Origin of the sequence: Polymorphobacter fuscus (assembly GCF_011927825.1) — a bacterium.
GTDB lineage: Bacteria > Pseudomonadota > Alphaproteobacteria > Sphingomonadales > Sphingomonadaceae > Sandarakinorhabdus > Sandarakinorhabdus fusca.
The window spans coordinates 475,196-489,119 of the sequence record NZ_JAATJI010000001.1 but is presented as its reverse complement, the minus strand read 5'-3'; the positions used below and the strand labels follow the sequence as shown (position 1 = coordinate 489,119).

15 protein-coding genes and 2 pseudogenes are annotated in these 13,924 nt (G+C 65.4%); 11 read left to right on the top strand and 6 right to left on the bottom strand.

Annotated elements, in window-relative coordinates; translation table 11 throughout:
* Positions 1-3 precede the first annotated feature (3 nt).
* The 6 genes from tmk to GGQ62_RS02340 are packed head-to-tail and all read left to right on the top strand — an operon-like array spanning position 4 to position 5,241.
* On the top strand, positions 4-618 hold the full coding sequence (gene tmk, locus GGQ62_RS02365; protein ID WP_152576663.1) for a dTMP kinase: 615 nt from the start codon (positions 4-6) through the stop codon (positions 616-618).
* A complete protein-coding gene (locus GGQ62_RS02360; RefSeq protein WP_152576664.1) occupies positions 615-1,568 on the top strand; it encodes a DNA polymerase III subunit delta' in 954 nt (317 codons plus the stop codon). The genes tmk and GGQ62_RS02360 overlap by 4 nt, the downstream gene beginning before the upstream one ends.
* Positions 1,457-3,139: a methionine--tRNA ligase gene (gene metG, locus GGQ62_RS02355; protein WP_167649443.1), complete on the top strand. Its 1,683-nt coding sequence runs from the start codon at positions 1,457-1,459 to the stop codon at positions 3,137-3,139. The genes GGQ62_RS02360 and metG overlap by 112 nt, the downstream gene beginning before the upstream one ends.
* Before the next feature lie 50 nt (positions 3,140-3,189).
* Positions 3,190-3,663: a GNAT family N-acetyltransferase gene (locus GGQ62_RS02350; RefSeq protein WP_153401071.1), complete on the top strand. Its 474-nt coding sequence runs from the start codon at positions 3,190-3,192 to the stop codon at positions 3,661-3,663.
* A gap of 9 nt (positions 3,664-3,672) precedes the next feature.
* Entirely contained in the window at positions 3,673-4,446 is a 774-nt protein-coding gene (locus GGQ62_RS02345) for a TatD family hydrolase (RefSeq protein ID WP_152576667.1), read from the top strand.
* A gap of 3 nt (positions 4,447-4,449) precedes the next feature.
* Complete coding sequence (locus tag GGQ62_RS02340; RefSeq protein WP_152576668.1) at positions 4,450-5,241, top strand: MBL fold metallo-hydrolase; 792 nt, start codon at positions 4,450-4,452, stop codon at positions 5,239-5,241.
* On the opposite strand, the gene GGQ62_RS02335 is transcribed toward GGQ62_RS02340, so the two are convergent.
* On the bottom strand, positions 5,234-6,295 hold the full coding sequence (locus tag GGQ62_RS02335; protein ID WP_152577065.1) for a YeiH family protein: 1,062 nt from the start codon (positions 6,293-6,295) through the stop codon (positions 5,234-5,236). The genes GGQ62_RS02340 and GGQ62_RS02335 overlap by 8 nt on opposite strands.
* A 237-nt stretch (positions 6,296-6,532) precedes the next feature.
* Here GGQ62_RS02335 and GGQ62_RS16025 point away from each other — a divergent pair.
* The 3 genes and pseudogenes from GGQ62_RS16025 to mazG form a co-directional block, all read left to right on the top strand.
* A pseudogene (locus GGQ62_RS16025) lies at positions 6,533-7,402 on the top strand (NF038122 family metalloprotease); the annotation flags it as partial.
* A gap of 78 nt (positions 7,403-7,480) precedes the next feature.
* Positions 7,481-7,591, top strand: a pseudogene (locus GGQ62_RS16745) (PEPxxWA-CTERM sorting domain-containing protein); the annotation flags it as partial.
* A 94-nt stretch (positions 7,592-7,685) separates the two neighbouring features.
* Positions 7,686-8,516: a nucleoside triphosphate pyrophosphohydrolase gene (gene mazG, locus GGQ62_RS02325; RefSeq protein ID WP_152576669.1), complete on the top strand. Its 831-nt coding sequence runs from the start codon at positions 7,686-7,688 to the stop codon at positions 8,514-8,516.
* On the opposite strand, the gene map is transcribed toward mazG, so the two are convergent.
* From map to GGQ62_RS16660, 5 genes are all read right to left on the bottom strand, one after another.
* Positions 8,479-9,249, bottom strand: coding sequence for a type I methionyl aminopeptidase (gene map / locus GGQ62_RS02320; protein ID WP_152576670.1), 771 nt, complete (start codon positions 9,247-9,249; stop codon positions 8,479-8,481). The genes mazG and map overlap by 38 nt on opposite strands.
* Positions 9,246-9,455, bottom strand: a complete 210-nt coding sequence (locus GGQ62_RS02315; protein WP_152576671.1) for a ParD-like family protein — start codon at positions 9,453-9,455, stop codon at positions 9,246-9,248. The genes map and GGQ62_RS02315 overlap by 4 nt, the downstream gene beginning before the upstream one ends.
* Before the next feature lie 130 nt (positions 9,456-9,585).
* The gene (gene groL, locus GGQ62_RS02310) at positions 9,586-11,238 is read right to left on the bottom strand and encodes a chaperonin GroEL (RefSeq protein WP_152576672.1); all 1,653 of its coding nucleotides are present in this window, start codon (positions 11,236-11,238) and stop codon (positions 9,586-9,588) included.
* 45 nt (positions 11,239-11,283) lie between these two features.
* A complete protein-coding gene (gene groES, locus GGQ62_RS02305; protein WP_152576673.1) occupies positions 11,284-11,571 on the bottom strand; it encodes a co-chaperone GroES in 288 nt (95 codons plus the stop codon).
* A 161-nt stretch (positions 11,572-11,732) separates the two neighbouring features.
* Positions 11,733-12,914, bottom strand: coding sequence for a GGDEF domain-containing protein (locus GGQ62_RS16660; protein ID WP_152576674.1), 1,182 nt, complete (start codon positions 12,912-12,914; stop codon positions 11,733-11,735).
* 258 nt (positions 12,915-13,172) lie between these two features.
* On the opposite strand from GGQ62_RS16660, the gene GGQ62_RS02295 reads away from it, so the two are divergent.
* Together GGQ62_RS02295 and GGQ62_RS02290 are read left to right on the top strand one after the other, a co-directional pair.
* Entirely contained in the window at positions 13,173-13,538 is a 366-nt protein-coding gene (locus tag GGQ62_RS02295; RefSeq protein WP_152576675.1) for a TfoX/Sxy family protein, read from the top strand.
* Entirely contained in the window at positions 13,538-13,873 is a 336-nt protein-coding gene (locus GGQ62_RS02290) for a VOC family protein (RefSeq protein ID WP_152576676.1), read from the top strand. The genes GGQ62_RS02295 and GGQ62_RS02290 overlap by 1 nt, the downstream gene beginning before the upstream one ends.
* Positions 13,874-13,924 lie beyond the last annotated feature (51 nt).

Genomic DNA, 13,924 nt, shown 5'->3' with positions numbered 1-13,924 from the left:
GGCATGGCAGGCCGCTTCATCAGCTTCGAAGGCGGTGAAGGCAGCGGCAAGTCGACCCAGGCGCGGCTGCTCGCAGATGCACTGAGCGACGCCGGCCAAGCCGTTGTCCTGACACGCGAACCCGGCGGCACGGTCGGCGCGGAGGCGCTGCGCCGGTTGCTCGTCACCGGCGCTGCCGACCGCTGGTCGGCCTGGGCGGAAACCTGCCTTGTCAACGCAGCGCGGGCCGATCATGTCGAGCGCGTCATCCGCCCGGCGCTGGCGCGCGGCGACTGGGTGATCTGCGATCGTTATGTCGATTCGACGCGCGCCTACCAGGGGGCCGGCAAGGGGATCGCCGACGCCGAACTGTGCACGCTGCATCGCCAGGTCACCGGCGACCTGTGGCCCGACATCACGATCGTGATGATGATTTCGGCCGATCTCGGCCTGCAGCGGGCGCGGTCCCGCGACGATGGGGAAGCGCGGTTCGAAAGTCATGATGTGGGGTTTCACGGCCGCATCGCGCGCTTCTTTGCCCGGCTGCCGATCAACGAGGCGCGCCGCTGCCATGGCTTCCACGCCGACCAGCCCGTCGCTACGCTGGCGGCCCAGATCGCTGCACACGTGCGCCCATGATCGGCCACGGCGCGCCGGTGGCGGCTTTCAAGTCGGCCTTCGCCGGCGACCGCCCGCATCACGCCTGGCTGCTCACCGGCCCGCAGGGGCTGGGCAAGGCGCTGTTCGCACAAGCCGCGGCGACGTGGCTGCTCGCTGGCAAGCCGCATGGTGCCGCCTTTGCCGGCGGCGACGGAACGCCTGCCGCGGCGATGATCGCGGCCGGCAGCCATCCGGATTTTCGCCGGCTGGTCCGCACCGAAGACGACAAGGGCAAGCAGCGCGCCGCGATCCGGATCGACGAGGTGCGCGCCCTGCAGCCATTGTTTCGCCAGACGCCGTCGATCGCCGACTGGCGGGTGGTCATCGTCGACAGCGCCGACGAGATGAATGTTCAGTCTGCCAATGCTTTGCTGAAGAATCTTGAGGAACCCCCGCAGCAAACCCTGTTCTTCCTGATCAGCCATACTCCGGGGCGGCTGTTGCCGACCATCCGGTCGCGCTGCCGGGCCTTGCGCTTTGCGCGGCTGACCGATGCCGAAGTCGATACCCTGCTCGCCGACGCTGCGCCCAGCCTTGACGACGAGGACCGCGCGGCACTGGTGCGCATGGCGGACGGCGCGCCCGGGCGGGCGCTGCGCTTTGCCGAAAGCGGCGTGGCGGCGCTGGCGGAGCAACTGTCCGAACTGGCGGATTCGCCGCCGGAGGCCGCGGCGGGCCGGGCCCTTGCGCTGGCGCGGTCGCTGGCGGGGAAAGGCAACAGCGCGCGCTACGACGCGTTCCTCGACCTGGCGCCGGCCATGCTGGCGCAGGCCGCGCGCACGCGCAATGGCCCGGCGCTGGCCCGCACCCTGTCCGATTGGGAGGCAGCGACAGCGCTGGCCGGCAGCGCAATCGGCCTGTCGCTCGATCCGCAATCGGTGGCCTTCGACCTGGCGCGCAAGATCGCCGGCCTTGCCCGGGTGGATTAGATTGGGTTGCACGACGGCAGTTTCTCCCGCATTCCGCCACCATGAACCCGCGTTTCTACATCACCACCGCCATCGCCTATCCCAATGGCAAGCCGCACATGGGCCATGCCTATGAAGCGATCGCCACCGACGCCATCGCCCGCTTCAAGCGCCTCGATGGTTTCGACGTCCGCTTCCTGACCGGGACCGACGAGCACGGCCTCAAGATCGCGCAGGCGGCGCGGGTGGCGGGCATCGAACCCCGCGCCTATGTCGACGCCACGTCGCAGCCCTTCATCGACCTCGATCGCCAGCTCGGCATCAGCTTCGATCGCTTCATCCGCACGACCGACGCGGATCACAAGGACCTGTGCCAGGCGCTGTGGGACCGCATGGCGGCCAATGGCGACCTGTATCTCGGCCGCTACGAAGGCTGGTATTCGGTCCGCGACGAAGCCTATTACGACGAGGCGGAACTGATCGCCGGCGAAGACGCCGAGGGCAGGGCGGTCAAGCTGTCGCCCCAGGGCACCGCAGTCGAATGGACCGTCGAGGAAAGCTGGTTCTTCAAGCTGTCCGCCTATGCCGAACCACTGCTCGCCCATTATGCGGCGCACCCCGACTTCATCCAGCCTGCAAGCCGTTTCAACGAGATGCGATCTTTCGTTTCCGGCGGACTTTCAGATCTGTCGATGTCGCGGACAAGTTTTGACTGGGGCATTCCGGTCCCCGGCAGCCCCGGGCATGTGATGTATGTCTGGGTCGATGCCCTGGCGAACTATCTGACCGGCGCGGGCGGCCTCGAGGGCGAATGGTGGCCGGCCGACCTGCACGTCATCGGCAAGGATGTCGTTCGCTTTCACGCCGTCTACTGGCCGGCGTTCCTGATGTCGGCCAGGCTGGCATTGCCGAAAACCGTGTTCGGCCATGGTTTTGTGCTCAATCGCGGCGTCAAGATGTCAAAGTCGGACGGCAATGTCGTCGACCCTGCGGCGATGGCGGAGCGCTTCGGCGTCGACCGTCTACGCTGGTTCCTGCTGCGCGAGGTCGCCTTTGGCGAGGACGGCAGCTACAGCGACGAAGCGATCATCGAGCGCACCAATGCCGATCTGGCCAATGGCATCGGCAATCTGGCGCAACGAGCGCTGTCGATGGTTGCCAAGAACCTGGGCGGCGCCATGCCGGGGTCCGGCGCCAGCGAGGGGGCGGAGCCGCTGTCCGAAAGCCTGGACACGCTGACCCAGGCCTATTTCGGCGCGATGGCGGGGTTGCAATTGAACCGCGCGCTGGAAGCGGTGATGGCGATGGTCAACGCCGCCAATGGCTATTTCGCCGACAACGCGCCGTGGAAGCTCGCCAAGACCGACGTCGCCGCGATGGGGCATGTGCTGCAGGCGACGCTCGATGCGACACGCCGGATCGTGCTGTTGACCCAGCCCTTCGTGCCCGAGGCGTCGGCGCGGCTGCTCGACCAGCTGGGCGTGGCACCGGACGCACGCCAGTTCAGTAACCTGGGCGATGTTGTTGCGGCCGGAACGCAGCTTCCGGACCCGCAGGGCGTCTTCCCGCGCTGGAGCGAAGCAGCGGCGTGACGCCTGTCCTGCGTCTTGCCACAACGGATGACTTGCCGGCATTGCGGGCGATGATGGCGCGGGCGATTGCGCAGTTGCAATCGACCTTTCTGACGCCGTCGGAGGTCGAGGCGAGCAAGGCCGTGATGGGGCTGGATAGCCAGTTGATCCTGGACAATTGCTACTATCTCGCCGAACTCGATGGTCAGCTGGCGGGCAGCGGTGGCTGGAGCCGACGCGCCACCTTGTACGGCGGCGACCATTCCGCCGGGCGCGATGCCCGCATGCTCGACCCCGCCACCGAGCCGGCGCGGATCAGGGCCATGTATACCGACCCGGCCTTTGCGCGCCGCGGGGTGGGCAGGGCGGTGCTGACCTGCTGCGAGGCGGCGGCGCGCCGTGCCGGGTTCCAAACGGTCGAATTGATGGCGACCCTGTCGGGCGAACCCCTGTACCGCACATCCGGCTTCGTCGCCGTTGAACGCATTTTCGACAGCAACGGCGGCGCACCGGTGCCGCTGGTCCGCATGTCCAAGGCATTGTAAGACAAGCCCATGTTGATCGACAGCCACTGCCACCTCAACTACCCCGGCCTGCGCGAGGACGTGCAGGGCGTTCTGGCACGGGCGCGCGCCGCCGGTGTCGGCGGTTTCCTGGGCATCGCGACGAAGCGGGCGGAATGGGACGAGGTTGTCGGCCTCGCCGATGCCGAGGACGACGTCTGGGCGACGGTCGGCATCCACCCCCACGAGGCCGACCTTCACCCCGATACCGATGCCGCGACGCTTATCGACGCCGCCGGTCACGGCCGGGTCATCGGCATCGGCGAAACCGGGCTCGACTATTTCTATGACAAGAGCGACCGGGAACGGCAGCGCGCCAGCTTTCGCGCCCACATCCTCGCGGCACGTGCCACCGGCCTGCCGATCATCGTCCACACGCGCAACGCCGAAGCCGACACGCTGGCGTTGCTGCGGGAACCGGGTGAGGGGGCGCTGACCGGCGTCATCCACTGTTTCACAGCGAGCCAGGACTTTGCCGATCAGGCACTTGCGCTGGGATTTTACATATCGCTGTCAGGCATCGTGACGTTTCGCAACGCCCATGATCTGCAGGCCAGCGCCAGGACCATCCCTGCCGACCGGCTGCTGGTCGAAACCGACGCACCGTTCCTGGCGCCGGTGCCGATGCGCGGCAAGACCTGCGAGCCGGGCTTCGTCGCCCATACCGCGGCGTTCGTGGCAGCGCTGCGCGGCGAGACGTCCGAAGCGCTCGCGAGCAGCACAACTGCCAATTTCGGCGCCCTGTTCACCAAATCTGGGCGCTGACCGATGCGATTGACGATGCTCGGCAGCGGCACCTCGAGCGGCGTGCCGCGCATCGGCGGCGCCGACGGGGCGGGGGACTGGGGGGCGTGCGACCCGACCGAGCCGAAGAACCGCCGCCGCCGGGTTTCGGTGCTCGTCGAACATGCCGGCACCACCGTCCTGATCGACACCGGCCCCGACCTGCGCGAGCAATTGCTGTCGGCACGGGTCAGCCGGCTCGATGCCGTGCTGCTCACCCATGACCATGCCGACCACGCCCATGGCATCGACGATCTGCGGCAGGTGTTCCATGCGATGCGAACCCCGGTCGCCTGCTATGCCTCGGCGCCAACCTGGCGGGTGCTGCGCCAGCGCTTCGACTATGTGTTCGAAGGCACGGAATTCTATCCGCCGACGTGCACGGCCACGACCCTGACCGGGCCGATGACTGTCGGCGCCATGCGCGTCACACCGTTCGAGCAGAACCACGGCAATATCGATTCGACGGGCTATCGCATCGATGCAGGCGGCCGCGCCCTCGCTTATTCGACCGATGTGAAGCACCTCGACACCCGCGCGGACGCAGCGCTGCAAGGGCTCGATTTGTGGGTTGTCGATGCGCTGCGGCGCACTCCGCACCCGACGCACAGCCATCTGGCGCAAACGCTCGACTGGATCTCGCACTACCGCCCGGCTGCGGCGGTGCTGACTCATATGGACCAGTCGATGGACTATGCGACGCTGGCGGCCGAGCTGCCGGTCGGCGTCGTGCCGGGCCATGACGGGCTGACGATCCTGCTCGATCCGGTCAGCTGATGCCAAGCCAGGCATAGAGCAGCGACAGCGCAAAGGCCGTCAGCGTCGAGACGGCGATGACGAGCAGGGGCTTTGGCCCGGCCTTCAAAATCTCCGCAAGCGGCGAGCGGATCGCCGTCGCGGCAACCGAAATGGCGAGCATCCAGGCCGCGCTGTCGGCGGCGAACAGCGACACCGGCGCGGGAATGATTCCCGTCGAATTGATCGCGGCAACACCGAAGAAGCCGAGCACGAACCATGGCACGATCGCCGTCCGCGCCGTGGGCTTGCCATGGGGTGCAGTGATCTCCAGCTGCGGCGGGAACCGCAACGCAATGACGCCGAGCACCGGCGCCAGCATCGCCACCCGCGCCAGCTTGACGATGGTCGCGGTTTCGCCGGCTGCCGGCGAAAAGGCATAGCCGGCACCCAGCGCCTGCGCCACGTCATGGATGGATCCGCCGAGGAAATAGCCGGCCTGGGCATCGTTGAACCCGAGGCCATGGGCGATGGTCGGATACACCATCATCGCCAGCGCGCTCATCGCCGAAATGCCGACGAGGACGAGCGTGAGTTCGGCCTGGCGGACGCGGCGCTCGCCCAAGGTTGCCGACAGCGCCATGGCTGCCGAACCGCCGCAGATGGCAACGGCACCGCCCGCCAGAACGCCGAATGGTGCCGAAAATCCAAGCAGCCGTGCGGCGCCGACACCGGCGGCGATGGTGACAGTGACCGTGATGACCACCATCACCAGCGATTCCGGGCCGAGCGCCGCGATCTGCGCGAGGGTGATCCGCGCGCCGACCAGGACGATCGCCCAGCGCAGCAGTTCGCGCGACGCCAGCGTCAAGCCCGGGGTCAGTCGCCGATCCGCCGACAGGAAGTTGAGCGCCAGGCCGATGAGCAACGCCATCAGCGTCAACGGCGCGCCATAGCGCTGTGTGAGGCTGGCTGCTGCCATGGTCGCCAGCACGGCGACGACAAGTCCGGGCAGATAGTCGCGTGGGCGAACCTTCGGCGTTGCCTCGATGTCGCCGAACAGGTCGGCAGCCTGGGGAATATGCTGGCGCGGCATCGCAGGACCGGGCGATAGTGGCAGGCGATCCATTCGCCAAGCCATATGTTATTTAGCATAATATATATTATCGGCTAAATGCAAGTCGGGTACATCGCCTGGATGCACCCTTAACTCCGCCGCAATTCTCGTTAACTTCTCAATAGTAATATTCTGTTTGCACTGCGGCAATTTTGTTACCACATTGCGACACATCGCGGTCGAGGGGGTCGCGGTACATCAGGGGTACATATAACCATGAGACACAGGCTTGCCTTGGCCGGCGCCTTGCTGGGATGCACAATGGCGTCCGGCAGCGCATCGGCATTGACCATCGTCCTCAACAACACCGGAGGTGTCGAAACCGGAACCGCAGCCTACACCGGCTTTCGTGCCGCTGCCGATTATTGGGAATCGGTCCTGCTCGATGATGTGACGGTGAATTTCAACGTCGGCTTCACCACCCAGGGTTTTGCACCGAGCACGCTCGGGTCTGCGTCGAGCTCGTCGGGCAGCAAGGCGACGTCGGCCTGGAAGACGGCAATGATCGCCGATGCCACCACGGCGCTCGATGCCAGTGTCGTCGCCAATCTGCCCAATTTCAGCAATGCCAATGTGTCGCTCAACACGTCGTTGCAAAAGGCACTCGGTCTCTACACCGGCACGTCGACCGCGTCCGATGCGACCATCCGCTTCAACAGCGCACGGATGTTCGATTTCGACACCAATGATGGCTTCCAGACCTTGTCGTCGGACTTCATCTCCGTCGCCGTCCACGAAATGGGCCATGCGCTCGGCTTCACCAGCGCCGTCGGTCAGAACACCACGCTCAACTCGCGTCCTTCGAACACCGACATGTTCCGGTACAAGAATGGCGTGTGGGACAACACCTGGGGCGGCAATCCCTATTTCTCGATCGATGGCGGCGCGACCGAATATCTCGGCAACGCCGGCTTTTCGGCCGGGCCCGATGGCTTCCAGACCTCGCACTGGCGCGAAGGCGCGCGCATCCATGACGGCGTGAGCTGCACGATCCTGCTCGAACCGCAGGTCGGCATCCACGATCCGACGGGCGGCATCTGCCAGCAGGGCATCGTCACCGCCCAGGACCTGGCGATCATGGACGCCATGGGCTGGAACCTCGCCTTTGATATCCTGACCCGGCCGAACTACAAGATCAACACGGCCCAGATCCTGCGCAACTACATCAGTGCCAACAACGTCCCCGAACCGTCGAGCTGGGCGATGATGATCGCCGGCTTCGGCCTCGTCGGCGGGGCCATGCGCCGCCGCGCGCTGCAGGCAAGCATCGCCTGATCCTTCGGCCGCCGGCCCCCCGGGGCCGGCGGCCCCTTCCCCGCTCCACGGTCCCATCCTAAAGCGTTCCGGCACAGGCGCTGCAGGAGCAAGCATGACCGTTCCCGACCTTGACGTTGAGCGCCACGGCCTCGATCGCATCATCGCCATCATGGCGCGGCTGCGCGATCCCGTCGCAGGCTGCCCCTGGGACCTGGCGCAGGATTTCGCCAGCATCGCGCCCTATACCATCGAGGAAGCCTATGAGGTCGCCGAGGCGATCGGCAACGGCGACTTCGGCGAATTGCGGTCGGAACTCGGCGACCTGCTGTTCCAGGTCGTCTTTCATTCGCGCATGGCGCAGGAAGCCGGCCACTTCGACATCGCCGATGTGATCGACGGGGTCTGCGCCAAGATGGAGCGGCGGCACCCGCATATCTTCGGAACCGCGGCCCGCGCCGCCGATGCCGACGCGCAAAAGGCCGATTGGGAGGCGATCAAGGCTGCCGAACGCGCCGCGACCGATGGCGCGGTGTCGGCGCTCGACGGCGTGGCGACCGCCCTGCCCGCGTTGATGCGCGCCCAGAAACTCCAGTCGCGCGCGGCGCGCGTCGGCTTCGACTGGCCCGACCTGGCGAGCGTGCGCGCCAAGGTGGACGAGGAACTGGCCGAGTTCGACACCGCCACCAGCGACATTCACCGGGTCGAGGAAGCCGGCGACCTGCTGTTCGTCGTCGTCAACCTGCTTCGCCGCCATGATATCGATGCCGAGGCGGCCTTGCGCGCCGGCAGTGCCAAGTTCGAACGGCGGTTCCGCGCCATGGAGGCCTTGGCCAACGGCGATTTTGCTGCCCTGCCCCTCGACGCGCAGGAAGATCTGTGGGCCGCGGTCAAAGTCGCCGAGCGCATCAGCGCGCCGGCGGCACCTCGTCCGGGCGAAGCGTAAGAACGCGCACGCCGTCGCGGGTCACCGCCACCGTGTGCTCGAACTGCGCCGACAGCTTGCCGTCGACGGTGACGACGGTCCAGCCATCGTCTTCGGTCCGGACACTGCGGCGCCCCTGGTTGAGCATCGGTTCGATGGTGAAGACCATGCCTTCGCGCAGCACCAGGCCCGTGCCCGGCTTGCCGAAATGGAGGATCTGCGGCTCCTCGTGCATCTGTTCCCCGATACCATGGCCGCAATATTCGCGCACCACCGAATAGCCGGAACGCTTGGCATGGCGTTCGATGGCATGGCCGATATCGCCGAGGCGGGCGCCCGGCCGCACGGCGCGGATGCCCTTCCACAGCGCCTCATAGCAGGTCTCGACCAGCCGCCTTGCCGCCGGCGACACATTGCCGACCAGGTAGGTCTTGCTGGAATCGGCGATAAAGCCGTTCTTTTCCAATGTGATGTCGAGATTGAGAATGTCGCCGTCGGCGACATGTTCGCTGTCCGAAGGCACGCCGTGGCACACGACCTGATTGCGCGAGCAGTTGAGGACATAGCCATAGCCATATTGCCCCTTGCTGGCCGGGCGCGCGCCGAGCGCGTCGACGATATAGCTTTCGACCAGATCATTGATCGCCATCGTCGTCCGCCCGGCCAGGCTTTGGCCGTCGAGATGGGTGAAGACCGCGGCGAGCAGGCGCCCGGCTTCCGCCATATGGGCGAGCGCCTCCGGCGACTTTATCATCGTGCGTCGACGATCTGGGCGGGGTCGACACCAGCCTCGCTGAGATCCCGCGCAGCGAGCTGCTGAAATGTCATCTCGGGGTTGAGCTCACCGAGCATGCCGATCCTGATCCAGAACGCCGCCTGGGCGTTGATCGATCGAAACGACACCTTGCTGGCCCGGCGCAGCTGCTCGTGCAGCGCATCGTCGATATTGACCAATCCCACCGCCCACCACCCTATATATGAAACATATACGTTATGTATGGCAATGACCGACAAACGGCAAGCGATCGCGACAAAGAAAAAGGGCCGCAGCTTGCGCTGCGACCCCAATTCCTGTGTCGGAGGGAAGGACTTAGAAGTCCATCCCGCCCATGCCGCCCATGCCGCCACCGGGCATGCCGCCACCGGCACCGCCCTTGTCGTCGGCAGGCAGATCGCTGATCGCCGCTTCCGTGGTGATCAGCAGCGATGCGACCGAAGCGGCATCCTGCAGCGCGGTGCGGACGACCTTGGTCGGATCGATCACGCCAGCGGCGACGAGGTTTTCATACACGTCGGTCTGGGCGTTGAAGCCAATCTTGTCGTCATCGCCATCGAGCAGCTTGCCCGAAACGACGGCACCGTCATGGCCGGCGTTCGACGCAATCTGACGGACCGGGGCGAACAGCGCCCGGCGGATGATGTCGACACCGCGGGTCTGGTCGTCGTTGGCACCCTTGAGGCCTTCGAGCGCCTTGGTCGCGTACAGCAGCGCCGTACCACCGCCTGGAACGATGCCTTCTTCAACCGCTGCGCGCGTGGCGTGCAGGGCGTCGTCGACGCGATCCTTGCGCTCCTTGACTTCGACTTCGGTCGAACCGCCGACCTTGATGACCGCAACACCGCCGGCGAGCTTGGCAAGACGCTCCTGCAGCTTCTCCTTGTCATAGTCCGACGTGGTGATTTCGATCTGGGCGCGGATCTGCTCGACACGGCCCTTGATGCTGTCGGCATCGCCAGCGCCATCGACGATCGTGGTGTTGTCCTTGTCGATGGTGACGCGCTTGGCCTGGCCGAGCATCGGCAGGGTGACGTTTTCGAGCTTGATGCCGAGGTCTTCCGAAATCATCTCGCCCTTGGTCAGGACGGCGATGTCTTCCAGCATGGCCTTGCGGCGATCACCGAAGCCCGGCGCCTTGACGGCAGCAACCTTCAGGCCGCCACGCAGCTTGTTGACGACCAGGGTCGCCAGCGCTTCGCCTTCGACGTCTTCGGCGATGATCAGCAGCGGGCGGCCCGACTGGACGACCGCTTCGAGCACCGGCAGCAGCGCCTGCAGGTTCGAGAGCTTCTTCTCGTGGATCAGGATATAGGGCGAATCGAGTTCGACCTGCATCTTTTCCGGGTTGGTGATGAAGTACGGCGACAGATAGCCACGATCGAACTGCATGCCCTCGACGACGTCGAGTTCGCTGTCCATGCCCTTGGCTTCTTCGACGGTGATGACGCCTTCCTTGCCGACCTTTTCCATGGCCTTGGCAATCATGTCACCGATTTCGGTTTCGCCATTGGCCGAGATGGTGCCGACCTGGGCGATTTCCGAGGTGCCGGCGACCGGCTTCGAACGCGCCTTAAGATCCGCGACGACCTTGCCGACGGCGAGATCGATGCCGCGCTTCAGGTCCATCGGGTTCATGCCGGCGGCAACCGACTTCATGCCTTCGCGCACGATGGCCTGGGCCAGCACAGTGGCGGTGGTGGTGCCGTCACCGGCGATGTCGTTGGTCTTCGAAGCGACTTCGCGGACCATCTGGGCGCCCAGGTTCTCGAACTTGTCCTTCAGTTCGATTTCCTTGGCGACGGTGACGCCGTCCTTGGTGATACGCGGAGCACCGAACGACTTTTCGATGACGACGTTGCGGCCCTTGGGACCCAGCGTGACCTTCACTGCATCGGCGAGAATGTCGACGCCGCGCAGAATGCGCTCACGCGCGTCGCGGCCGAACTTTACGTCTTTGGCTGCCATGGTGATTTCCTTCGATTAATGCTGACGTTCAGGCGGTCTCGGGCTTCAGCCCAGGATCCCCAGAATGTCGCTTTCCTTCATGATGATCAGGTCTTCGCCGCCGACCTTGACCTCGGTGCCCGACCATTTGCCGAACAGGATCTTGTCGCCGGCCTTGACTTCCAGCGGATGGACGGTGCCGTCGTCACCACGGGCGCCGGTGCCGACCGAGACGACTTCGCCTTCCTGCGGCTTTTCCTTCGCGGTATCCGGGATGATGATCCCGCCAGCGGTCTTTTCTTCGGCTTCGACGCGGCGCACGAGCACTCGGTCGTGGAGCGGACGGAATGTCATTGTAGCCCTCACTTTGATTGGGATTCTGCCTGTTGGCACTCAACAAACGCGAGTGCCAACAGTGAGGAGGCATATGTGCCGCTGTCGCAATGGCGTCAAGACATGACGCGGAAAATTCACACGGCCGGACGGCAGCGGCACCCTCCCCGGCGGGCAAGGCTTCAGTTGTTGCGGGCGATCACTCGCAGGCTCGCGCCGGCCGGATCGGGGCAGATGCGGTTGCGGCCGCTATTCTTGGCGGCATAGGCCCAGCGGTCGGCGCGGTGCAGCACCGTGTCCAGGCTGTCGCCGGGCTGCCGTTCGGCGATACCGCCGCTGACGGTCACCGGCGGCAGGCGTCTGTCCATGGCCATCGTCGCCTCGCGCACGGCCTGGGCGATCGGCCAAGCGCCCCGTTGCGACGTGCGGTCGAGCAGCATCACGAACTCCTCGCCGCCAAGCCGCGCGATCACCGCCGACTCCGGCGCCTCGGACCTGAGGACATCAGCAAAGGCCCGGATGACCGCGTCCCCGGCGGAATGACCATAAGTGTCGTTGATCGCCTTGAAGCGATCGAGATCGAACGTTACGATCGTCAGCGGCTTGCCGGTGCGGCGCGCATCGGCGAAGACACGCGCCGACTGGCGCTCGAAGCCGCGCCGATTTGCGATCCCGGTCAGCGCGTCGCTTTCCGATTCGAGCAACGTCTTGCCCATCGCCGCATCGACCACGATCAGCAGGATCAACAGTCCGACGGTCACGATCAGCGCGCCGCCGGTCGCCTGCGAAAACAGCGCATAACGGCTGGACGTATAGGCGGCAGCCGTCGCGCCCGACCCAAAGGCATTGGCAAAGAACGGCTTAACCAGCAGATAGACGACGAGAAAGCCGAAGGCGATGGCGACCGCAAGCCATAGCCGGCTTCGGTTTGCCTTGGCGACATCGATGGCGATGGCCATGCCCAGTCCGGCGGCGATGGCGAAAGGCGCCTGATAGGCAAGTTCATAGGCGAGGTCGTCACGCGGCCCGCCCCAGATGGCGATCCGCGTCAGCACGCCCGTCGCGACGATGGCGCCGGCCAACCGCCACGGCGGCGCCCGACCGGCGACGACGGCAAGCCCCATCGCCATCGCGATGATCGACAACAGGAAGCTGAGGTAGCTCGTCGCCATGAACCAGGATTGATGCGCGGTGAAACGCACGCCAAGCTCGCTCAGCGGTGTCATCATGCCGAGCAGATAGGCCGTGCAGAACCAGGGAAAGCGCCGATCACCCGGGTAGGACATCCGGATGATGGCAAAAGCGACCGAAAACAACAGCGCCACCAGCGCGTTGAGGATCAGGGCATAGACGGCGCCTTCCACTTGGCCTCTTTCGCGGGGTTTGATGCGAATGCGTTAGCGCAGAATGGTTAAGCGATTGTATGCGCGCCGAAATTTCCGCTCCCCAAGGGCTTCATCGCTCGAGATGGCGAGCACCCGAGCACCGTGCGCCAACGTCTCTGCTACTGCGGCCGTTCGCGAAGGGCAAGGAGACCATCGGCCCGGCGCGTCATGCGGACACCCTGTTGGCAGGAGCCGGGTGAACGCATAGGATCGATCGAAAGGCGATGAGGCGAGCGCGTGGGGCACGATCCGAAGGAATTGCAGACCGTCATGGCGGCGGCGTGCCCACCCGACCTTGAACTCGGGTTCCGCCCGATGTTCGGCGGGATCATGGGTTATGCCGCCGGGCAGGCATTCGCTTCGCTGTCGAATGTCGGGCTTGCGCTCAAGATGACGGGCGCAGATCACGCGGCGATGCGCGCGGTGCCCGACGTCCGGCCGCTGCGGTATGAACCGGACGATCCTCCGAGCAAAAGCTATCTGCTAGTACCGGACGCTATGCTGTCCGATCGCGACAGCCTGCGATCGTGGATTGCCCGCAGCGCAGCAGGCTTGAAGCCCACCACCAGGACGCCGCGCAAGAAACTTTCGGAGGGCAAATAATGTCTCGTATCTGCTTCGTAGAATTGCCCGCATCCGATTTGCCTTCGGCCCGCGCATTCTATGCCGATGCGTTCGGCCTTGCCTTCACCGACTTCGGCCCAAGCTACACCTGCACGTTGACCGGTGACGTGGACATCGGCCTGCAAGCGGACGCCAGCGAAGCCACGTCCGCGCCCCTGGCGGTCATTGCCGTCGATGATCTGGAGGCGTCGCTCGAAGCGGTGAACAAGGCGGGCGGGGTCATCACCAAGCCGGTTTTCGCCTTTCCGGGAGGTCGACGCTTCCACTTCCGCGATCCGAGCGGAAATGAACTCGCCGCCCTCAAGGCGGACTGACGCCTTTTATTCACTTGGGCGTCGCCGCCGGCCGGATTCGACACCCGCACC

Bases quoted from the DNA above. Each gene is read 5' to 3' on its own strand.
- tmk (WP_152576663.1), top strand. From the start codon at position 4: ATGGCAGGCCGCTTCATCAGCTTCGAAGGCGGTGAAGGCAGCGGCAAG.
- GGQ62_RS02360 (WP_152576664.1), top strand. From the start codon at position 615: ATGATCGGCCACGGCGCGCCGGTGGCGGCTTTCAAGTCGGCCTTCGCC.
- GGQ62_RS02350 (WP_153401071.1), top strand. From the start codon at position 3,190: ATGATGGCGCGGGCGATTGCGCAGTTGCAATCGACCTTTCTGACGCCG.
- GGQ62_RS02345 (WP_152576667.1), top strand. From the start codon at position 3,673: ATGTTGATCGACAGCCACTGCCACCTCAACTACCCCGGCCTGCGCGAG.
- GGQ62_RS02340 (WP_152576668.1), top strand. From the start codon at position 4,450: ATGCGATTGACGATGCTCGGCAGCGGCACCTCGAGCGGCGTGCCGCGC.
- GGQ62_RS02335 (WP_152577065.1), bottom strand. From the start codon at position 6,295: ATGCCGCGCCAGCATATTCCCCAGGCTGCCGACCTGTTCGGCGACATC.
- mazG (WP_152576669.1), top strand. From the start codon at position 7,686: ATGACCGTTCCCGACCTTGACGTTGAGCGCCACGGCCTCGATCGCATC.
- map (WP_152576670.1), bottom strand. From the start codon at position 9,249: ATGATAAAGTCGCCGGAGGCGCTCGCCCATATGGCGGAAGCCGGGCGC.
- groL (WP_152576672.1), bottom strand. From the start codon at position 11,238: ATGGCAGCCAAAGACGTAAAGTTCGGCCGCGACGCGCGTGAGCGCATT.
- groES (WP_152576673.1), bottom strand. From the start codon at position 11,571: ATGACATTCCGTCCGCTCCACGACCGAGTGCTCGTGCGCCGCGTCGAA.
- GGQ62_RS02290 (WP_152576676.1), top strand. From the start codon at position 13,538: ATGTCTCGTATCTGCTTCGTAGAATTGCCCGCATCCGATTTGCCTTCG.